This is a genomic window from Mycobacterium sp. NPDC051804, assembly GCF_044452905.1.
GTDB lineage: Bacteria > Actinomycetota > Actinomycetes > Mycobacteriales > Mycobacteriaceae > Mycobacterium.
Map to the genome: position 1 here is coordinate 1 of NZ_JBITCD010000003.1, position 19,747 is coordinate 19,747.

The following is a 19,747-nucleotide window of genomic DNA, read 5'->3' on the forward strand; positions in this document are numbered from 1 at the left end:
CCGGACCCATCCCGAACCCGGAAGCTAAGCCTGCCAGCGCCGATGATACTACCCAACACGGGTGGAAAAGTAGGACACCGCCGAACACAAATTAAGGATCACCCCCCACAATTGCGTGGGGGGTGATTCTATTTGCGACAATTGTTTTCTAATTCTCAATAGTCGCGCGATCGGGTAGAAAGGCATATGTGGCTCACGACGGAAACGGCGACAACCGCGGGCGCGGGCCCCGGCGTTCGGCGCCGCGCTCATCGGGCCCCAACCGGGCCCGCCGCGCCCAACCGCGGTCTGAGGAGCGTGCGACACCGCAGCACGACGGACCGCCCATCCCCGCTGACATCGAAGCCAAACAATTGGCACCCGAAATCCGCGGTGAGCTCACGACTTTGGACAAGACCACCGCCGATACTGTCGCACGACATCTAGTCGCGGCCGGCTTACTCCTCGATGAGGATCCCGAAACCGCACTGGCTCACGCACGCGCGGCACGCGCCCGGTCGGGCCGCATCGCCGCGGTCCGGGAAGCCGTCGGAATCGCCGCCTACCAATGCGGAGACTGGGCTCAGGCGCTGGCGGAACTACGCGCCGCCCGCCGGATGGGCAGCAAGTCCGCCCTGCTCCCGCTCATCGCTGACTGTGAACGCGGCGTGGGACGTCCCGAAAAGGCGATCGAGCTGTCCCGCAGCCCCGAAGCCGCCGAGCTCACCGGCGACGACGCCGACGAGATGCGCATCGTCGCCGCCGGCGCCCGCTCAGACCTCGGTCAGCACGAGCAGGCCATCGCCATACTGTCTACGCCCCAACTGGATAAGACGCGAACGGGTCAGACCGCCGTGCGGCTCTTCTACGTTTACGCCGAGACGCTGCTGGCGCTCGGTCGCGACGAGGAGGCGCTGCAGTGGTTCATCAGCGCTGCCGCCGCGGATGTCGAGGGGCTGACCGACGCCGAGGACCGGATCACGGAGCTGAGCTGACGTGAGCGCTCTTGTGCAGGAACATGATTGCCTGCTGCTTGACCTCGACGGCACCGTGTTTCGCGGGCATGAAGCCACCGAGGGCGCGGTCGAAACCTTATCGACCGTCAGCTCTCGCACGCTCTATGTCACCAACAACGCGTCCCGCAGCCCGGCCGAGGTCGCCCAGCACCTCAAGGACCTTGGTTTCTCCGCCACACCGGACGATGTCGTCACCAGTGCGCAGAGCGCGGCGAATCTACTCGTGGCCCAATTGCCGCCCGGCTCAGCGGTTCTCATCGTCGGCACCGATGCGTTGGCCGACGAGGTGCGAGAAGCCGGACTCAAGCCAGTACGGCAGTTCTCCGACGATCCGGTCGGCGTCGTCCAGGGCCATTCTCCGCAGACCGGTTGGTCCGACCTTTCCGAAGCGGCGTTGGCCATCCGTAACGGCGCACTCTGGGTCGCGGCCAACGTAGATCTGACGTTGCCGTCTGAGCGAGGTCTGTTGCCTGGCAACGGTTCGATGGTCGCAGCGCTGCGTGCGGCGACCAATCAGGAGCCGCAGGTCGCGGGTAAGCCCCACCCGACGTTGATGAACGATGCGCTGGCCCGCGGCACGTTCAATACGCCGCTGGTCGTGGGTGACCGCCTCGACACCGACATCGCCGGGGCCAGCGCGGCCAACCTGCCGAGTCTCATGGTCCTCACCGGTGTCAGCACGGCTGAGGACATGATCCGGGCGGAAGCCTCGGAGCGGCCCGACTATCTGGCGGCCGACCTCCGCTCGCTGTACGCCCGCGCCGACATCCTTCGCGTCGAATCGCACCCTGCCTGGCGCATCGACATCAGCTCATCCGACGTGGTCGTCCACGCCACGGGCAGGGACCGCGGTGACGCACTCTCGGTTGTACGCGCCACCGCCAGCGCGGTCTGGGGTGCGGACCTCGACGGGCGCCCGTTCACGATTTCCGCGGGCGACGACACCGCGCGACAGGCCCTGGAGCCATGGTCCGTGCTCACCCCCGCTGATCGGCTAGCGTGAACATCGACATGAGTACCGACCCGGACCAGATTCGCGCCCAGATCGCGGAGTTACTGGCAGATCTGCCGGACCCCGCACAGGAGGGTGTCGAAATCGCCGACTCCGAGATCGACGTCATCGCCGCGCGGCTCGAGGAGGCGCACGAGCTGCTGGTCCGAGCGCTCGAATCGGTCGAGAAGGGCTGAGCGCACGTGGCACGGCGGGCACGTGTTGACGCCGAGCTGGTGCGTCGCGGCCTGGCCCGCTCCCGCCAGCAGGCCGCCGAACTGATCGGTGCGGGCCGCGTCAGCATCGACGGCATGCGCGCCGCCAAACCCGCCACCGCCATCGCGATCAGCGCCGCACTCACCGTCGAAGACGCCGGTGAACGCTCCTGGGTTTCGCGCGGTGCGCACAAACTGATCGGCGCACTCGACACGTTCGGCATCGATGTCGACGGCCGGCGGTGCATGGACGCCGGAGCGTCCACGGGTGGCTTCACCGAAGTCTTACTCGATCGTGGCGCCCGCGAGGTCGTCGGAGTCGACGTCGGCTACGGCCAGTTGGCCTGGTCGCTGCGCAACGATCCGCGCGTCACTGTCATGGAGCGCACCAACGTGCGTGAACTCACGGCTGAGGCGATCGGCGGTCAGGTTGACCTGGTCGTCGCCGACCTGTCGTTCATCTCACTGTCCACAGTGCTACCGGCACTGACGTCGTGTGCCAATCCCAACGCCGATATCGTTCCCATGGTGAAGCCGCAATTCGAGGTCGGCAAGGATCGCGTGGGCGCTGGCGGCGTCGTCGCGGATCCTCAGTTGCGCGCCGAAGCGGTACTCACCGTCGCCGGCCGCGCTGCCGCACTGCAATGGCACACCGTCGCCGTCACCGCCAGCCCGCTGCCCGGTCCGTCTGGCAATGTCGAGTACTTCTTGCGGCTGCGATCGCGGACCGACAATCCGCTAGAGGGAGAATCACTCGACGAGGCGGTACGCCGAGCCGTGGCAGAGGGCCCGCAATGAGCATCGAACGCGACATCCTGCTGGTCGTCCACACCGGCCGCGACGACGCCGCCGACGTTGCACGCCGCGTCCATAAAGTGCTCGGCGACAATGGGATTCGACTGAGGGTGTTATCAGCGGAGGCCGTCGACCGCGCTCCAGAACATCTATCACCCGACGATGTGCGCGCGCTGGGATCCGGAATTGAGGTCGTCGACGCCGAAGAGAATGTCGCTGAAGGCTGCGAACTGGTACTTGTCCTCGGTGGCGACGGCAGTTTCCTGCGCGGGGCCGAGTTGGCTCGCAACGTCGAAATCCCGGTCCTAGGCGTGAATTTGGGCCGCATCGGCTTCCTCGCCGAGGCGGAAGCCGAGAACATCGACTCTGTGCTCGACCATCTCGTCAACCGTGACTACCGCGTCGAGGAGCGGATGACGCTCGACGTCGTCGTTCGCGCCGAAGGCGAGATCATCGACCGCGGTTGGGCGCTCAACGAAGCCAGCCTCGAGAAGGGGCCGCGCCTGGGAGTGCTCGGTGCCGTCCTCGAAGTCGACGGACGTCCGGTCTCCGCCTTCGGGTGCGATGGCGTGCTCGTGGCGACACCCACCGGTTCGACTGCGTGGGCGTTCTCGGCGGGCGGGCCGATCGTATGGCCCGATCTAGAGGCAATCCTGGTGGTGCCCAACAACGCTCACGCGCTGTTCGCCCGCCCGATGGTCACCAGCCCCGACGCATCCATCGCGATCGAGGTCGAGTCGACGGGTCACGACGCGCTGGTGTTCTGCGATGGTCGTCGCGAAATGGTGGTGCCCGCCGGTGGTCGCCTGGAAGTGACCCGGTGCGGCACACCGCTGAAATGGGTGCGGCTGGACAGCGCGCCGTTCACGGACCGCCTGGTGCGCAAGTTCCGGTTGCCGGTCACAGGGTGGCGCGGGCAGTAGTGCTATCCGAGATCCGTATCGAGTCGCTCGGCGCGATCAGCACCGCGACCGCCGAGTTCGACCGCGGTCTCACCGTGCTCACCGGCGAAACCGGCACCGGCAAGACGATGGTGGTCACGGGTCTGCACTTGCTCGGGGGTTCGCGCGCCGACGCTACGCGGGTGCGGTCGGGTGCCGCGCGTGCTGTCGTCGAAGGCCGGTTCACGACAAGTGAACTGGGAGAAGACGTCACGGCCCAGATCGACGAGATCCTCGATTCGTCGGGAGCGGAGCGCGACGACGACGGCAGCGTCATCGCTGCCCGGTCCGTCGCCCGCGACGGCCCCTCGCGGGCCTATCTCGGCGGACGCAGCGTGCCTGCGAAGTCGCTGGGTACGTTCACCACCGAACTGCTCACGCTGCACGGTCAGAACGATCAGCTGCGGTTGATGCGTCCCGATGAGCAGCGCGGAGCGCTGGACCGTTTCGTCGACATCGAGAAGCAACTCAAGCGGTACCGGAAGGTGCGGGAGGAATGGCTGTCCGCGCGCCGTGACCTCGTCGACCGCACCCAGCGAGCGCGTGAGCTCGCCCAGGAGGCAGACCAGCTCAAGTTCGCCCTGAACGAGATCGACACGGTCGCACCGCAACCCGGCGAGGACCACGAACTCGTCGGCGACATCCAACGGCTGTCGGAACTGGACGCGGTACGCGAAGCCGCCCAGACCGCACGGGCCGCGCTCTCTGGTGACGACGATCCGTCGCCCGAAATCCTGTCAGCATTCGGCGCTGCGGGGCAGGCGAAGTCGGCGCTGGAGGCGACCGACGATGCCGCGCTGCGCGCGCTGGCCGCACAACTCGACAGTGCACTCGCGGTGATCGGCGATGTGGCAAGTGAACTCGGCGATTATCTGGCGGCGTTGCCCAGCGATGCCAGCACGCTCGAGGCCAAGCTGTTGCGGCAGAGCGAGTTGCGCACGCTGACACGCAAGTACGCCGCCGACATCGACGGTGTGCTGCAGTGGGCGAAACAGTCAGGGGACCGGTTGACGCAGCTCGACGTGTCCGAGGAAGCGCTGGCCGAACTGGAGCGTCAGGTCGTGGCCTTGCACGACGAGGTCGTCGTCGCGGCCGACGAGCTCACCAAAGCGCGGACGAAGGCGGCCAAGGGATTGTCGAAGGCGGTGACCGCCGAACTGTCAGGCCTGGCGATGGCCGATGCCGGCTTCAGCGTGACGGTCGCGCCCATGGCCGCGCGCGTCGACGACACCGCGCCACTGACCGTCTCCCCGGGTGTGACGGCCCACGCCGGCCAATACGGAGTCGACGCGGTCGAGTTCGGCTTCGCGGCGCACCGCGGCATGGACGTGCTGCCACTCAACAAGAGCGCATCGGGCGGCGAGTTGTCGCGCGTGATGCTCGCGCTCGAGGTCGTGCTAGCAGCGTCGACCGAGGGCACGACGATGGTCTTCGACGAGGTCGACGCCGGCGTCGGTGGCCGCGCGGCGGTGCAGATCGGCCGCCGGCTGGCGAGGTTGGCCAGGACGCATCAGGTCATTGTCGTCACCCATCTGCCGCAGGTGGCCGCCTATGCCGACGTCCATCTGGTGGTCGACGGCGGCGGGAAGGGCAAGGCCAGCGGGGTGAGCCGGCTCGACGACGACGATCGCGTGGCCGAGCTGGCCCGCATGCTGGCTGGGCTCGGAGAGTCCGACAGCGGGCGAGCGCATGCCCGTGAGCTGCTCGAGGCCGCGCAACAAGAACGAGACACCTAGGGCGTCATTCCCCGAGCACGGTGTCGATCAGCTCAGCGATGAAATCGGCGTCGAGGGTGTCGGCCGTCATCAGTCGGCTATAGAACACCGCACCGGACAGTGCCTTCGAGGCCGCCTCGGCATCGACGCGCGCTGGAAACTGACCGTCGGCAACGCCGGCGGCAATGGTGTCGGTCAGGCGCTGGCGCCGCCCCGCCGAGTAGCGGTGGAAGAAGTCGCGAACGACCGTTTCGTTTGCCGTTGCATGGATCAGCGCCGGAATGCACGCCGCCACCGGCGAGTCGGTGAGCGCGCGCACGAGGTGGCTCAGCAGCAACTCGACGCGCTCCCGGGCCGTCCCGGCGACCAGCTCGCGGTTCGGGTTCGGCTGCACATTGAGGGTCTCGAGCGCATCGGCGATCAGTGCCGCCTTATCCGGCCAGTGCCGGTACAGAGTGCTGCGTCCGACGCCGGCCCGCGCGGCGACCGACTCCATCCGAAAGCCCGCATATCCGGCGGCCGCGAACTCGTCGAGCGCGGCGCGGCATATAGCCCTTCGGGAATGGCCCACCCGGGGATCGACCTGTCGTCTTTGGGACATTTATGTATCATAAAGGCTAGGAGGTGCAAAGATGACTAACATCAGCGTTCGCTACATCGTCGACGATGTCGATGCTGCAGTGGACTTCTACACATCCCTTTTGCAGTTCGAGGTGGCGATGCGACCGGGGCCGGGCTTCGCGATGCTGCGCCGTGGGGAGTTGCGGCTGCTGCTGAACTCGCCGGGCGGCGGTGGCGGCGCCGGCCAGACGCTCGCCGACGGCGGTCGACCAGAACCCGGCGGCTGGAACCGATTTCAGCTTCAGGTCGATGATCTGGACGAGGTCGTGACCGGCCTCCGAAAGTTCGGCGCGGATATCCGGGGCGACGTCATCGACGGCCGGGGTGGACGGCAGGCGCTCGTGCCGGACCCGGCGGGCAACCTGGTCGAGCTGTTCGAGCCCTACTCATAGTTGTGTTGCAGTTGTGACAAAAGTTGACTTCTGAGGCGGATGTTACGGCGCGCCTCCGACAGATACCGCGCGCCCATCGACAGAATCGCCGCATGAAGATGTCAGCGCTGCTATCTCGTAATGCCAGCTCACGCCCGGGCATCACCGGCACCGCGCGTGTAGACCGCGACATCGATCGACTGCTGAGGCGCATCAACCCCGGGGACATCGTCGTCCTCGACGCCCTGGATCTGGATCGGATCACCGCGGATGCGCTCGTCGAAGCCGGCGTCACCGCGGTCGTCAACGCGTCGCCGTCGATCTCGGGTCGCTACCCCAACTTGGGGCCTGAGGTTCTGGTCGCCAACGGGGTCACCCTGATCGACGACACCGGCGACGAGGTGTTCAAGAAGGTCAAGGACGGCTCGCGGGTGCGCCTGCATGAGGGCGGTGTCTACTCCGGTGACCGTCGCCTGATCCTCGGCGCCGAGCGCACCGACCACGAGATCCACGAGCTGATGCATGAGGCCAAGAGCGGGCTGGTCGCACATCTGGAAGCCTTCGCGGGCAACACCATCGAGTTCATCCGCAGCGAGAGCCCGCTGCTGATCGACGGCATCGGCATCCCTGACGTCGACGTCGACATGAACCGCCGCCACGTCGTCATCGTGGCCGAGGAGCCGAGTTCGGCCGCCGACCTCAAGGCCCTCAAACCGTTCATCAAGGAGTACCAACCAGTGCTCGTGGGCGTCGGCACCGGAGCCGACGTGCTTCGTAAGGCCGGCTATCGGCCGCAGCTGATCGTGGGCGACCCGGACCGGATCAGCGCCGACGCGCTGCGCTGCGGTGCGCAGGTCGTGCTGCCCGCCGACGCCGACGGTCACGCCGCGGGCCTGGAGCGCATTCAAGACCTCGGTGTCGGGGCGATGACGTTCCCGGCCGCCGGATCGGCCGCCGATCTTTCGCTGCTGCTGTGCGATCACCACGGAGCCTCGTTGATCGTGACCGCGGGACACTCCGCGAGCATCGAGGAGTTCTTCGACCGGTCGCGCCAGCAGAGCAACCCGTCGACCTTCCTCACCCGGTTGAAGGTCGGGGAGAAGCTGGTCGACGCCAAAGCCGTCGCCACGTTGTATCGCAGCCGGGTTTCCGGCGGTGCCATCGCACTGCTCGTGCTCGCGATGTTGGTTGCGGTGATCGTCGCGCTGTGGGTGTCTCGCGCAGATACGGCGCTAGTGGATTGGGTCGTTGATTACTGGAATCGGTTTGCGCTCTGGGTACAGGGCTGGGTCACATAGGTGGTGGCCGATGAGCGCCTGCGTGAAGAGGAGAATATGAAGTGATTTCCCTGCGCTCACACGCGATTTCGCTCGCGGCGGTTTTTCTTGCGTTGGCAATCGGGGTCGCGCTGGGTTCCGGTGTGCTCTCTGACACGGTCTTGTCGAGCCTGCGTGCCGACAAGACCGAACTCCAAGACCAGATCAACACGCTCACCGATGACAAGAACGCCATCAACGAAAAGCTGAGTGCCGCAGGGGAGTTCGACTCTCAGATGGCGCCCCGGATCTTGCGTGACTCCCTCAAGGGGAAGTCCGTCGTGATCTTCAGGACGCCAGATGCGGCACAAGACGACGTCGAGGGATTGACGCGCTTGGTGTCCGAGGCCGGCGGAACGGTGACCGGGACCGTGGGGCTCACGCCGGAGTTCATCAACGCCAATTCGGCCGAGAAGCTGCTGTCGGTGGTGAACTCGCCAATCGTGCCCGCCGGAAAACAGCTGAGCACCACATCGGTGGACCAGGGCTCACAGGCCGGTGACCTGCTGGGCATCAGCCTGCTGATCGACAGAGATCCGAAGGTGGCGGTCGTCGACGACACGCAGCGCGACACCGTGCTGGCGACGCTGCGCGACACCGGCTTCATCACGTATGGCAACGAGCGCATCGGCGCGGCCAACACCGCACTAATCGTGACGGGCGGCGCACTGCCCGACAACGCCGGGAACCAGGGGTCCACGGTCGCCAGGTTCGCGGCCGGGATGGCTCCGCATGGCGCAGGCACGGCGCTGGTCGGGCGTGACGGGTCTGCCTCCGGTACCGCTGCGGTGGCCGTGGTGCGGTCCGATGCCTCGCTGAGCACGGTCGTCACCACGGTCGACGACATCGACTCGGAGTCCGGTCGGATCACCTCGGTGATGGCTCTGGGTGACTTGGCCGGCGGCGGCAAGCCCGGTCAGTACGGCATCGGCCAGGGCGCCGCATCGGTAACCATCCCGCAATAATCAAACGGCGGCGCGCCAGCGACGGCTTGTCGGCGTCGGTGTTAGGGTTGGGTTCCGTGGGTCGGCAGGCCCCAGCTACTCACAGCGAGCCCCTGCCGCGTCGTCACGGAGGTTGCTCTTGCCAGCACTACGCAAGCACCCGCAAGCCCCCACCAAGCACATGTTCGTCACGGGTGGCGTCGTTTCCTCCCTCGGGAAGGGCCTCACCGCCTCCAGCCTCGGACAGTTGCTGACGGCCCGCGGCCTGCAGGTGACGATGCAGAAGCTGGACCCCTACCTCAACGTCGACCCCGGCACCATGAACCCGTTCCAGCACGGCGAGGTCTTCGTGACCGAGGACGGTGCCGAGACCGACCTCGACGTCGGCCACTACGAGCGGTTCCTCGATCGCAATCTGTACGGATCGGCGAATGTCACGACCGGACAGGTGTATTCGTCCGTGATCGCCAAGGAGCGTCGCGGCGAGTACCTCGGCGATACCGTCCAGGTCATCCCGCACATCACCGATGAGATCAAGCGGCGCATCCTGGAGATGGCCAACCCGGATCCCGCCGGAAACCGTCCCGACGTGGTGATCACCGAGATCGGGGGCACAGTCGGTGACATCGAATCGCTGCCGTTCCTGGAGGCCGCCCGGCAGGTGCGACACGAGGTCGGCCGCGAGAATTGTTTCTTCCTGCACTGCTCGCTGGTGCCCTACATGGCGCCGTCCGGCGAGTTGAAGACCAAGCCGACGCAGCACTCGGTGGCCGCCTTGCGCAGCATCGGCATCAGCCCCGACGCGCTGATCCTGCGGTGTGACCGCGACGTGCCCGAACCGCTGAAGAACAAGATCGCGCTGATGTGCGACGTGGACATCGATGGCGTGATCTCCACGCCTGACGCACCGTCGATCTACGACATCCCCAAGGTGTTGCACCGTGAGGAACTCGACGCTTACGTGGTGCGCCGGCTCAACCTGCCGTTCCGCGATGTCGACTGGACGCAGTGGAACGACCTGCTGCACCGCGTGCACGAGCCCCGCGAAACGGTGCGAATCGCGTTGGTGGGCAAGTACATCGATCTGTCCGATGCCTATCTCTCGGTCGCCGAGGCGTTGCGCGCCGGCGGCTTCGCCCACCACGCCAAGGTGGAGATGCGATGGGTCGCCTCCGACGATTGCGCAACCGACAACGGCGCGGCCGCCGCGCTCGGTGACGTCCACGGCATCTTGATTCCCGGTGGCTTCGGCATCCGCGGCATCGAGGGCAAGATCGGCGCCATCCGATACGCACGCAAACGGAACCTTCCGGTCCTGGGCCTGTGTCTGGGATTGCAGTGCATCGTCATCGAGGCGGCGCGCTCGGTTGGCATCACCGAGGCCAACTCCGCGGAGTTCGACGAGAAGACCCCAGACCCCGTGATTTCGACGATGGCCGACCAGCGCGACGCGGTGGCCGGAGATGCGGACCTCGGCGGCACCATGCGGCTGGGTGCCTACCCGGCGGTGCTGGAGGCGAATTCGATTGTGGCGCAGGCCTACGGTGCGCGGGAGGTGTCCGAGCGGCACCGGCACCGCTACGAGGTGAACAACTCCTACCGTGACCGAATCGCCGAGAGTGGGCTGCGGTTCAGCGGGACGTCGCCGGACGGCCACCTTGTCGAGTTCGTCGAGTACGGCGCCGATGTGCATCCGTTCATCGTCGGCACCCAGGCGCACCCGGAGCTGAAGAGCAGGCCGACGCGGCCGCATCCGCTGTTCGTGGCGTTCGTCGGCGCGGCGCTGAACTACAAGGCCGAGGAGCGACTCCCCGGGATGGACATTCCGGAGCACGCGAACGGATCGGAGCACGCCGACGAGCTCGGGCAACAGTTGCGCGACCCCGAGTTGCAAAAAACGGAAGCCCGTGGCTGAACACGATTTCGAGACCGTCAAATCCGAAATCCTTCATGTCGGAAGCATTTTCGCACTACGCGCCGATGAGGTGCGCATGCCGGGCGGCAACATCGCCAAGCGTGAAGTCGTCGAGCACTACGGCGCGGTGGGGATCCTTGCGCTCGATGACGAGAACAACGTCGCGATGGTCTACCAGTACCGGCATCCGATCGGCCGCCGGCTGTGGGAGCTCCCGGCCGGTCTGCTGGATTCGGACGGCGAAGCGCCTCACCTCACCGCGGCCCGCGAACTGGAAGAGGAGGCCGGCCTCGCCGCGTCGGACTGGCGCGTTCTCGCCGACCTCGTCTCGACACCGGGCTTCACCGACGAGAGCGTACGGGTCTACCTGGCGACGGGGCTGACCGACATCGGACGGCCCGACGCCCACGACGAAGAAGCCGATCTGCAACTGAAGTGGTTCCCGCTGGACGAGGCGGTGCGGATGGTGTTCGCCGGCGAGATCGTCAATTCGCTTGCGGTGGCGGGCATCCTGGCCGCGCACAGCATGGGTGATCGATCCTCGTTGCGGTCGGTGGACGCGCCGTGGACCGACCGGCCGCATGCGCTGGCGCAACGTAAGGCCGACAAATGACAACCTTTCGGTCTGCCCTCGACGGCCAGCTCCAGGGTTACCTCGATCACCTGACCATCGAGCGCGGCGTCGCGGCCAACACCTTGAGCTCCTACCGCCGGGATCTGCGGCGCTACTCCGAGCACCTCGCTCCACGCGGCATCGACGACCTCGCCAAGGTGACCGAGTCCGACGTCAGTGACTTCCTCGTCGCGCTGCGCCGCGGTGATCCCGACGCTGGGGTTGTCCCGTTGTCGGCGGTGTCGGCCGCGCGTGCGCTGATCGCGGTCCGAGGGCTGCACCGCTTCGCGGAGGCGGAAGGTCTCACCGCGCTCAATGTCGCGTCGGCCGTCAAACCGCCGACGCCGAGCCGGCGGTTGCCCAAGAGCCTGTCGATCGACGAGGTGCTCGCGCTTCTGGACGGCGCCGGCGGTGACAATGAGGCCGACGGGCCGCTCACGCTTCGCAACCGGGCCCTACTCGAACTGCTCTACTCGACCGGGGCGCGGATCTCGGAAGCCGTCGGCCTCGATGTCGACGACGTCGACACCCACGCACGCTCGGTGCTGCTGCGGGGCAAGGGCGGCAAGCAGCGGCTTGTGCCTGTCGGAAGGCCCGCGGTCACCGCGCTGGATGCGTACTTTGTGCGTGGGCGCCCCGAGCTGGCGCGCCGCGGGCGCGGGACCCCGGCGATCTTCCTCAACGCCAGGGGCGGCCGGCTCTCGCGCCAGAGTGCGTGGCAGGTGCTGCAGGACTCCGCCGAACGCGCCGGGATCACGTCGGCGGTGTCGCCGCACGTCCTGCGGCACTCGTTCGCCACGCATCTGCTCGACGGCGGCGCCGATGTTCGCGTCGTCCAGGAACTGCTCGGCCACGCGTCGGTCACCACGACGCAGATCTACACGATGGTGACGGTGACGGCCCTGCGAGAGGTGTGGGCCGGAGCGCATCCGCGGGCGCAGTGAGGTTGGCGCGGGAAAGCTGGCAGCAGGGGGTCGCGCCTCCTTGGAGCACATCGCTCAGAGCTTGGCACCAACTCACTATGGTTTGGCTGGCGCGCGTCGACCCGCGACCTAGCCGCCGAGGTATTCCGACTCGAGCACGAGGTCGGGCGCCAGCGTCTGGTACTCGCCGTGCGTCTTGTGCTCGGCGGTGGCGAACAGCTTGCCTTCCTGCTCGCGCATGTACTCGCGGTACTTGGGGGAGCCCGGAATCAGCATGTTGTCAGCGACCACGATGGACCCCTTGTGCAGCCAGCCGCGGTCCAGAATGGCGCGCAGGTCGGGCAGATAGGCAGCCTTGTCGTGGTCGACGAACAGCAGGTCCAGCGTGCCGGTGGCGAAGCCGTGCTCGGTGGCGAGCGCATCGAGGGTCGTTCCGCCGTCGCCGATCGTGCCGACTACACACGTCACCCGGTCCGCGATGCCGGCGTGCTCCCAGATACGTTGCGCTACTGCAGCGTTGGCGGCGGACAACTCGACGGAGTACACCTTGGCGGTCGGCGCGGCGCGGGCGATCCGCAGCGAGCCGTAGCCGCAGTAGGTGCCCAACTCGAGCACCAATTTGGCGTTCGCGCGGCGCACCGCGGCATCGAGCAGTTCACCTTTCTCGTCGCCGATGTTGATCAGGAAAGACTTTTCGTAAGCGAACTCGTCAACCTTAGCGATCACGTCGTCGACGTCGCCGCGGCGGGCATTGGCCACCACGTAGTCGGCCGCGGCCGCTTCTCGGCCGTCGCCGATCTGACCGGTCTTCGTGATGTTGCGGGACCCGATCGCCAGCCGCCAGAACGACCAACGCAGGAACGGAATGCGGCGCTTGAGGCTCACGTGCGCCAGCCTAGGCGGGATTACCGGAAAAAAGTTGCCCGCGGGTCTGGCAGACCAGGCAGTCACCTCCCGTTAAACTTGCCCGGATGTCTGCCATGCCTACGTCTTGCCTGACCAGCGACGGTCGGCGTGGCTGACGACGACGAAGACGGCGGCGTCGGCTTGACCGGTCGCCCACCGCGAGCCATCCCGACGCCCGAACCGAAGACTTCGCACGGTCCGGCCAAGGTCATTGCGATGTGCAACCAGAAGGGTGGGGTCGGCAAGACCACGTCGACCATCAACCTCGGTGCGAGCCTGGCGGAATACGGACGCCGGGTGCTGCTGGTCGACCTCGATCCGCAGGGTGCGCTGTCGGCGGGCCTGGGCGTGCCGCACTACGAACTCGAGCACACCGTCCACAACCTGCTGGTCGAACCGCGCGCGTCGATCGACGACGTGCTGATCAGCACCCGCGTCAAGAACCTCGACCTGGTGCCGAGCAACATCGACCTGTCGGCCGCCGAGATCCAGCTGGTCAACGAGGTGGGCCGCGAACAATCGCTGTCGCGCGCGCTGTACCCGGTACTGGACCGCTACGACTACGTCCTGATCGACTGCCAGCCGTCGCTGGGCTTGCTCACCGTCAACGGTTTGGCCTGCAGTGACGTGGTGATCATCCCGACCGAGTGCGAGTTCTTCTCGCTGCGCGGCCTGGCGCTGCTGACCGATACCGTCGACAAGGTGCACGACCGGCTGAACCCGAGGCTGTCCATCGGCGGCATCCTGATCACCCGGTACGACCCGCGCACCGTAAACTCCCGCGAAGTGATGGCCCGAGTTCTCGAGCGATTCGGCGACCTGGTGTTCGACACCGTCATCACCCGGACGGTGCGCTTCCCCGAGACCAGCGTCGCCGGTGAGCCGATCACCTCGTGGGCGCCGAAATCTGTTGGTGCCGAAGCGTATAGGTCATTGGCGCGCGAGGTCATTGACCGGTTCGGCGCGTGACTGAAGCGGTGACCGAAGAGTCGCAGCAGGCGGGGTTCCAGGTTCGGCTGAGCAACTTCGAGGGCCCGTTCGATCTTCTGTTGCAGCTGATCTTCGCGCATCGCCTCGACGTCACCGAGGTGGCGCTGCACCAGGTGACCGACGACTTCATCGCCTACACCAAGGAGATCGGCCGCCAACTAGAACTCGAAGAGACGACCACGTTCCTGGTGATCGCGGCCACACTGCTGGATCTCAAAGCAGCCCGGCTGCTGCCGGCCGGGGAGGTGCACGACGAGGACGATCTGGCGCTGCTCGAGGTGCGCGACCTGCTGTTCGCGCGACTGCTCCAATACCGGGCGTTCAAGCACGTCGCGGAGATGTTCGCTGAACTCGAGGCTGCCGCGCTGCGCAGCTACCCGCGGGCCGTGGCGCTCGAAGAGAACTATCAGGAGCTGCTGCCCGAGGTCATGATCGGCGTCGACGCCGAGACGTTCGCGCAGATCGCGGCGGCGGCGTTCACACCGCGTCCGGCGCCGACCGTCGGCCTGGAGCACCTGCACCAGGTGACGGTCTCGGTGCCCGAGCAGGTCAGTAATCTGATGGCGCTGTTGGAAGGGCGCGGCATCGGCCAGTGGGCGTCGTTCCGTGACCTGGTGGCCGACTGTGCGGCACCGATCGAGATCGTCGGCCGCTTCCTGGCGCTGCTCGAGTTGTACCGGGCCAGAGCAGTAGCATTCGAACAACCAGAACCGCTTGGTGCGCTCCAGATTTCGTGGACAGGCGAACGGCCTACCCATCAACACCTGGCGGTGGAAGAAGACCACTATGACGGATAACACTCCGACCGACGTTTCGACAGAGACGCCACCGGAGACCGAGCTCGACGAAGGGCTCGACCTCGGCATCGATGTTGCCGAGGCACCCGAGATGGGGGACTCCGAACTCGGGGCGGTATTGGAGGCGCTGCTGTTGGTGGTGGACACCCCCGCGACCGTTGAGCAGCTGGCCGCCGCGACTGGACAACCCGCCTACCGGGTCGGGGCCCGGCTGCAGACGATGGCCGCTGAACTGCGCGACCGCGACAGCGGCATCGATCTTCGCGAGGCCGGCGGCGGCTGGCGGATGTACACCCGCGCGCGGTTCGCCCCGTACGTGGAGCGGCTCCTGCTCGACGGTGCGCGATCCAAGCTGACGCGGGCGGCGCTCGAGACGCTGGCGGTGGTGGCGTACCGTCAGCCCGTCACGCGGGCGCGGGTCAGTGCCGTGCGCGGCGTCAACGTCGACGCGGTCATCCGGACGCTGCTCGCGCGCGGACTGGTCACCGAGGCGGGCGTCGACCCAGACTCGGGTGCGGTCACGTTCTCGACCACCGAACTCTTTCTGGAGCGGCTCGGACTGACATCGCTGGCGGACCTGCCGGACATCGCGCCGCTACTGCCGGATGTCGACGTGATTGACGATCTGAGCGAAACACTTGACGAGGAGCCACGTTTCATGAAGTTAAGCGGTGCGCCTGCCGCTGATGCGCCGATGTCTTTCGATGTGGACAAAGACGCCGATGGCTGAAGCGGAGGGCGTGCGCTTACAGAAAGTGTTGTCGCAGGCCGGAATTGCGTCACGGCGGGTCGCTGAGAAGATGATCCTCGACGGCCGCGTGGAGGTCGATGACCGCATCGTGACCGAGCTGGGCACCCGGGTGGATCCCGACGTTTCCGTGATCCGGGTCGACGGCGCGCGGATCACCGTCGACGACACACTGGTGCACCTGGCCATCAACAAGCCCAAGGGCATGCATTCGACGATGTCCGACGATCGGGGCCGCCCGTGTGTGGGGGATCTGGTCGAGCACCGGGTTCGCGGGAACAAGAAGCTGTTTCACGTTGGGCGCCTGGATGCCGACACCGAGGGCCTGTTGTTGTTGACCAACGACGGCGAGCTCGCGCACCGCCTGATGCATCCGTCGTATGAAGTGCCCAAGACATACCTGGCAACGGTGGAAGGCAGCGTGCCCCGCGGGCTCGGCCGCAAGCTGCGTGACGGGATCGAACTCGACGACGGTCCGGCGCGCGTCGACGACTTCGCTGTCGTGGACACCATTCCCGGAAAGACACTGGTGCGGGTCACACTGCATGAGGGACGCAAGCGGATCGTGCGGCGGCTGCTGGCCGCCGTCGGGTTTCCGGTGAAAGAGCTGGTGCGAACCGATATCGGGGCGGTGTCATTGGGGGATCAGCGGCCGGGCAGCATCCGGGTGTTGACTCAGAAGGAACTCGGCGCTTTGTACAAGGCGGTGGGAATGTGAGAGCGTCTCTGATCATCGCGATTGACGGTCCCGCCGGCACCGGAAAGTCATCGGTGTCAAGGGGTTTGGCGCGATCGCTGAATGCGCGATACCTGGATACCGGAGCGATGTACCGCATCGTCACGCTGGCCGTGGTGCGGGCCGGCGTCGACTTGGCCGATACGCCGGCGATCGAGGAGGCTGCTGCGGATGTCCCGTTGTCGGTGGGCTACGACCCCGACGAGGACAAGGCTTACCTTGACGCCGAGGATGTTTCGCACGAGATCCGCGGCGACCAGGTGACCAAGGCGGTGTCCGCCGTGTCGGCGGTACCGGCGGTGCGCGCGCGGCTGGTCGGGTTGCAGCGCGAGCTTGCGGAAGGGCCGGGCAGCGTCGTCGTCGAGGGCCGAGACATCGGGACGGTCGTGCTGCCTGACGCCGATCTCAAGATCTTCCTGACGGCGTCGGCAGAGGAGCGGGCGCGGCGTCGCAACGACCAGAACGTCGCGGGCGGACGCGTGGACGAGTACGAGGCGGTGTTGGCCGACGTGAAGCGGCGGGATCATCTGGATTCCACGCGCGCGGTGTCACCGCTGCGTGCGGCCGACGACGCGGTGGTGGTGGATACCAGTGACATGACTGAGGCCGAGGTGATCGCGCACCTGACCGAACTCGCCGAGCAGCGCGCGGGTGCGTCGACATGAGCTCATCGGATTCGGACGGCACATGGTCTGACGAGAGCGATTGGGAGCTCGGGGCAGAAGACGTCGCGGAGGCGATCGAGGAAGCCGCCGCGCCGCCACCGGTGGTGGCCGTGGTCGGTCGGCCCAACGTCGGCAAGTCGACATTGGTCAACCGCATCCTGGGCCGACGCGAGGCCGTAGTGCAGGACGTTCCCGGTGTGACGCGCGACCGGGTGTCCTACGACGCGAACTGGTTGGGACGTCGCTTCGTCGTGCAGGACACCGGCGGGTGGGAGCCCGACGCCAAGGGTCTGCAGCAGCTGGTCGCCGAGCAGGCGTCGGTGGCGATGCGCACCGCCGACGCGATCATCCTGGTGGTCGACGCCGTGGTGGGGGCGACGGCAGCCGACGAGGCCGCGGCAAAACTGTTGCAGCGATCGGGTAGGCCAGTCTTTCTGGCGGCCAACAAAGTTGACAACGAGCGCGGCGAAGCCGACGCCGCAGCCCTGTGGTCGCTAGGGCTGGGGGAGCCGCAGCCGATCAGTGCTATGCACGGCCGGGGCGTGGCTGATCTGCTCGACAAATTGATCGACCTGCTGCCACCGATATCGGAGATGGCCTCGGGCGGGGGAGGGCCGCGTCGAGTCGCTCTGGTGGGCAAGCCGAACGTCGGCAAGAGCTCACTGTTGAATCGTCTTGCGGCAGAAGAGCGTTCGGTGGTGCACGATGTCGCGGGCACGACCGTCGATCCAGTCGACTCGCTGATCGACTTGGGCGGCAAGCTGTGGCGATTCGTCGATACGGCCGGCCTGCGCCGCAAGGTGGGACAGGCCAGCGGCCACGAGTTTTATGCGTCGGTGCGCACGCACGGCGCGATCGATGCCGCCGAGGTGGCGATCGTGCTGATCGACGCGTCGGTGCCGCTCACCGAGCAGGACCAGCGGGTACTGACGATGGTGATCGAGGCGGGTCGGGCTTTGGTGCTGGCGTTCAACAAGTGGGATCTGGTCGACGAGGACCGGCGCTATCTCTTGGAAAAGGAGATCGACCGGGAGCTGGCGCAGCTGCAGTGGGCGCCGCGCGTCAACATCTCGGCGATGACCGGCCGGGCGGTGCAGAAGCTGGTGCCCGCTCTGGAGACTGCGCTGGAGTCGTGGGACACCCGCGTGCCCACGGGCCGGCTGAACACGTTCTTCAAGGAGATCGTCGCGGCCAACCCGCCGCCGGTGCGCGGCGGTAAGCAGCCGCGGATTCTGTTCGCCACCCAGGCGACGGCACGGCCGCCCACGTTTGTCCTGTTCACGACCGGATTCCTAGAGGCCGGCTACCGGCGATTCCTGGAGCGTCGGTTGCGTGAGACGTTCGGGTTCGAGGGCAGCCCGATCCGGATCAACGTGCGGGTGCGGGAGAAGCGCGGGTCGAAATCGCGCTCGCGGTAATTGTCGAATCTTCAGAATCAGGCTGATTTCAACTCTGCTGGGCATCGCTGCTGCTGGGTAGCCTCGGCACGTGCTTGACCTTTGGTGTTGTCCGCGTCCTTGATACGCGTCCGATAACCCTGGTCGCCGGTAGGCGCCTCATTCGAAAGCAGCCCAATTCATGCGTTCTCTTCTGATCTTCACCCTGGTCGGCGTCGGCGCGCAGCTGGTCGACGGTGCGCTCGGCATGGCCTTCGGCGTCACGGCGTCGACGCTTCTGGTCCTCAGCGGTGTCGCGTCGGCGCAAGCCAGCGCGGCGGTCCACCTCGCCGAGGTCGGCACCACGTTCGCGTCGGGCCTGTCGCACTGGAAGTTCATGAACATCGACTGGGCGATCGTGGCGAAGCTGGGCGCACCCGGCGCGGTCGGCGCCTTTCTGGGCGCGACGGTGCTGTCGTCGTTGTCGACGGAGGATGCGGCCCCGTTGATGGCGGCGATCCTGCTGGCCATCGGTGTCTATGTGCTGCTGCGCTTTTCGCTGCGTACTCCGCCGGCCGTCACCGGCGGCGGCAGCAAGCTCAGCGCGAAGTTCCTCACGCCACTGGGGGTCTTCGGCGGCTTCATCGACGCGTCGGGAGGCGGCGGTTGGGGTCCGGTGACGACGAGCACGCTTCTGTCGCAGGGCAAGACGGCGCCGCGGACCGTGATCGGGTCGGTCAGCGCGTCGGAGTTCCTGGTCGCGGTGTCGGCGTCGCTGGGATTCCTGATCGGGCTGCGTGAGGAGTTCCTCCACAACCTGCCGATCGTGCTCGGATTGGCGCTGGGTGGTGTGATCGCCGCACCGTTCGCGGCTTGGCTGGTGAGTCGAGTCAGCCCGGCGCTGCTCGGCACGGCCGTCGGTGGCGTGATCGTGCTGACGAACTCGCAGAAGCTGGTGAAGTACTTCGGCATCACATCGCCGTGGTCGACCCTCATCTACACCGGCATCGTGGTTGCCTGGGCGACGTTCGTGTACCTCGCGTGGAAGCTGTCGAAGGCGCCCGCCTTCGTGCCAACAGACCTCGAGGCCGAAGTCGCAGAGGCCGAGGCTCCGGCCGACGAGGCGCGCTGATAAAGCCCTGAATCGCGGGCGCTAGGCTCGCTCCGGTGCCCG

The 19,747-nt window shown here is 66.7% G+C and carries 21 protein-coding genes; 19 read left to right on the forward strand and 2 right to left on the reverse strand.

The window, feature by feature from the left end:
• Window positions 1-188: 188 nt before the first annotated feature.
• The 6 genes from ACIA48_RS11115 to recN are packed head-to-tail and all read left to right on the forward strand — an operon-like array spanning window position 189 to window position 5,673.
• Window positions 189-974 carry a tetratricopeptide repeat protein gene (locus tag ACIA48_RS11115; RefSeq protein ID WP_396730793.1) on the forward strand — a complete coding sequence of 262 codons (786 nt, stop codon included), beginning with the start codon at window positions 189-191 and terminating at the stop codon, window positions 972-974.
• Between the two features lies 1 nt (window position 975).
• Complete coding sequence (locus tag ACIA48_RS11120; RefSeq protein ID WP_396730795.1) at window positions 976-1,998, forward strand: HAD-IIA family hydrolase; 1,023 nt, start codon at window positions 976-978, stop codon at window positions 1,996-1,998.
• 8 nt (window positions 1,999-2,006) lie between these two features.
• Window positions 2,007-2,183 (forward strand): hypothetical protein, encoded by a 177-nt coding sequence (locus tag ACIA48_RS11125; RefSeq protein WP_278221043.1) that lies wholly within the window; start codon window positions 2,007-2,009, stop codon window positions 2,181-2,183.
• A 6-nt stretch (window positions 2,184-2,189) separates the two neighbouring features.
• Window positions 2,190-2,999, forward strand: coding sequence for a TlyA family RNA methyltransferase (locus tag ACIA48_RS11130; protein WP_396730797.1), 810 nt, complete (start codon window positions 2,190-2,192; stop codon window positions 2,997-2,999).
• On the forward strand, window positions 2,996-3,919 hold the full coding sequence (locus tag ACIA48_RS11135; RefSeq protein WP_396730799.1) for an NAD kinase: 924 nt from the start codon (window positions 2,996-2,998) through the stop codon (window positions 3,917-3,919). Before ACIA48_RS11130 ends, ACIA48_RS11135 begins: the two co-directional genes overlap by 4 nt.
• Complete coding sequence (gene recN / locus ACIA48_RS11140; protein ID WP_396732713.1) at window positions 3,919-5,673, forward strand: DNA repair protein RecN; 1,755 nt, start codon at window positions 3,919-3,921, stop codon at window positions 5,671-5,673. Before ACIA48_RS11135 ends, recN begins: the two co-directional genes overlap by 1 nt.
• A 4-nt stretch (window positions 5,674-5,677) precedes the next feature.
• Here the strand turns inward: recN and ACIA48_RS11145 are convergent, their stop codons facing one another.
• Window positions 5,678-6,253 (reverse strand): TetR/AcrR family transcriptional regulator, encoded by a 576-nt coding sequence (locus ACIA48_RS11145; RefSeq protein ID WP_396730801.1) that lies wholly within the window; start codon window positions 6,251-6,253, stop codon window positions 5,678-5,680.
• 31 nt (window positions 6,254-6,284) lie between these two features.
• On the opposite strand from ACIA48_RS11145, the gene ACIA48_RS11150 reads away from it, so the two are divergent.
• From ACIA48_RS11150 to xerD, 6 genes are all read left to right on the forward strand, one after another.
• On the forward strand, window positions 6,285-6,665 hold the full coding sequence (locus ACIA48_RS11150) for a VOC family protein (RefSeq protein ID WP_396730803.1): 381 nt from the start codon (window positions 6,285-6,287) through the stop codon (window positions 6,663-6,665).
• Between the two features lie 92 nt (window positions 6,666-6,757).
• On the forward strand, window positions 6,758-7,942 hold the full coding sequence (gene steA / locus ACIA48_RS11155) for a putative cytokinetic ring protein SteA (RefSeq protein ID WP_396730805.1): 1,185 nt from the start codon (window positions 6,758-6,760) through the stop codon (window positions 7,940-7,942).
• A gap of 41 nt (window positions 7,943-7,983) precedes the next feature.
• Window positions 7,984-8,925 carry a copper transporter gene (locus ACIA48_RS11160; protein ID WP_396730807.1) on the forward strand — a complete coding sequence of 314 codons (942 nt, stop codon included), beginning with the start codon at window positions 7,984-7,986 and terminating at the stop codon, window positions 8,923-8,925.
• A gap of 160 nt (window positions 8,926-9,085) precedes the next feature.
• The gene (locus ACIA48_RS11165) at window positions 9,086-10,819 is read left to right on the forward strand and encodes a CTP synthase (RefSeq protein WP_396732716.1); all 1,734 of its coding nucleotides are present in this window, start codon (window positions 9,086-9,088) and stop codon (window positions 10,817-10,819) included.
• Window positions 10,812-11,432 (forward strand): NUDIX domain-containing protein, encoded by a 621-nt coding sequence (locus ACIA48_RS11170; RefSeq protein ID WP_396730809.1) that lies wholly within the window; start codon window positions 10,812-10,814, stop codon window positions 11,430-11,432. Before ACIA48_RS11165 ends, ACIA48_RS11170 begins: the two co-directional genes overlap by 8 nt.
• Entirely contained in the window at window positions 11,429-12,376 is a 948-nt protein-coding gene (gene xerD / locus ACIA48_RS11175; RefSeq protein ID WP_396730811.1) for a site-specific tyrosine recombinase XerD, read from the forward strand. Before ACIA48_RS11170 ends, xerD begins: the two co-directional genes overlap by 4 nt.
• A 108-nt stretch (window positions 12,377-12,484) precedes the next feature.
• Here the strand turns inward: xerD and ACIA48_RS11180 are convergent, their stop codons facing one another.
• A complete protein-coding gene (locus ACIA48_RS11180) occupies window positions 12,485-13,240 on the reverse strand; it encodes an O-methyltransferase (RefSeq protein ID WP_396730813.1) in 756 nt (251 codons plus the stop codon).
• Between the two features lie 129 nt (window positions 13,241-13,369).
• Between ACIA48_RS11180 and ACIA48_RS11185 the strand changes: the two genes are divergently transcribed.
• From ACIA48_RS11185 to ACIA48_RS11215, 7 genes are all read left to right on the forward strand, one after another.
• Entirely contained in the window at window positions 13,370-14,230 is an 861-nt protein-coding gene (locus ACIA48_RS11185) for a ParA family protein (protein WP_396730815.1), read from the forward strand.
• The gene (locus ACIA48_RS11190) at window positions 14,227-15,048 is read left to right on the forward strand and encodes a segregation/condensation protein A (protein ID WP_396730817.1); all 822 of its coding nucleotides are present in this window, start codon (window positions 14,227-14,229) and stop codon (window positions 15,046-15,048) included. The genes ACIA48_RS11185 and ACIA48_RS11190 overlap by 4 nt, the downstream gene beginning before the upstream one ends.
• Entirely contained in the window at window positions 15,038-15,778 is a 741-nt protein-coding gene (gene scpB / locus ACIA48_RS11195) for an SMC-Scp complex subunit ScpB (RefSeq protein ID WP_396730818.1), read from the forward strand. Before ACIA48_RS11190 ends, scpB begins: the two co-directional genes overlap by 11 nt.
• Window positions 15,771-16,514, forward strand: coding sequence for a pseudouridine synthase (locus tag ACIA48_RS11200; protein ID WP_396730820.1), 744 nt, complete (start codon window positions 15,771-15,773; stop codon window positions 16,512-16,514). The genes scpB and ACIA48_RS11200 overlap by 8 nt, the downstream gene beginning before the upstream one ends.
• A complete protein-coding gene (cmk, locus tag ACIA48_RS11205) occupies window positions 16,511-17,197 on the forward strand; it encodes a (d)CMP kinase (protein WP_396730821.1) in 687 nt (228 codons plus the stop codon). The genes ACIA48_RS11200 and cmk overlap by 4 nt, the downstream gene beginning before the upstream one ends.
• Complete coding sequence (gene der / locus ACIA48_RS11210; protein ID WP_396730823.1) at window positions 17,194-18,615, forward strand: ribosome biogenesis GTPase Der; 1,422 nt, start codon at window positions 17,194-17,196, stop codon at window positions 18,613-18,615. The genes cmk and der overlap by 4 nt, the downstream gene beginning before the upstream one ends.
• A 160-nt stretch (window positions 18,616-18,775) precedes the next feature.
• A complete protein-coding gene (locus ACIA48_RS11215) occupies window positions 18,776-19,705 on the forward strand; it encodes a sulfite exporter TauE/SafE family protein (RefSeq protein WP_396730825.1) in 930 nt (309 codons plus the stop codon).
• Window positions 19,706-19,747: the final 42 nt, after the last annotated feature.

Coding starts and splice junctions, on each gene's coding strand:
- ACIA48_RS11125 (WP_278221043.1), top strand. CDS start 2,007: ATGAGTACCGACCCGGACCAGATTCGCGCCCAGATCGCGGAGTTACTG.
- ACIA48_RS11135 (WP_396730799.1), top strand. CDS start 2,996: ATGAGCATCGAACGCGACATCCTGCTGGTCGTCCACACCGGCCGCGAC.
- ACIA48_RS11145 (WP_396730801.1), bottom strand. CDS start 6,253: ATGTCCCAAAGACGACAGGTCGATCCCCGGGTGGGCCATTCCCGAAGG.
- ACIA48_RS11150 (WP_396730803.1), top strand. CDS start 6,285: ATGACTAACATCAGCGTTCGCTACATCGTCGACGATGTCGATGCTGCA.
- steA (WP_396730805.1), top strand. CDS start 6,758: ATGAAGATGTCAGCGCTGCTATCTCGTAATGCCAGCTCACGCCCGGGC.
- ACIA48_RS11165 (WP_396732716.1), top strand. CDS start 9,086: ATGTTCGTCACGGGTGGCGTCGTTTCCTCCCTCGGGAAGGGCCTCACC.
- xerD (WP_396730811.1), top strand. CDS start 11,429: ATGACAACCTTTCGGTCTGCCCTCGACGGCCAGCTCCAGGGTTACCTC.
- scpB (WP_396730818.1), top strand. CDS start 15,038: ATGACGGATAACACTCCGACCGACGTTTCGACAGAGACGCCACCGGAG.
- ACIA48_RS11200 (WP_396730820.1), top strand. CDS start 15,771: ATGGCTGAAGCGGAGGGCGTGCGCTTACAGAAAGTGTTGTCGCAGGCC.
- der (WP_396730823.1), top strand. CDS start 17,194: ATGAGCTCATCGGATTCGGACGGCACATGGTCTGACGAGAGCGATTGG.
- ACIA48_RS11215 (WP_396730825.1), top strand. CDS start 18,776: ATGCGTTCTCTTCTGATCTTCACCCTGGTCGGCGTCGGCGCGCAGCTG.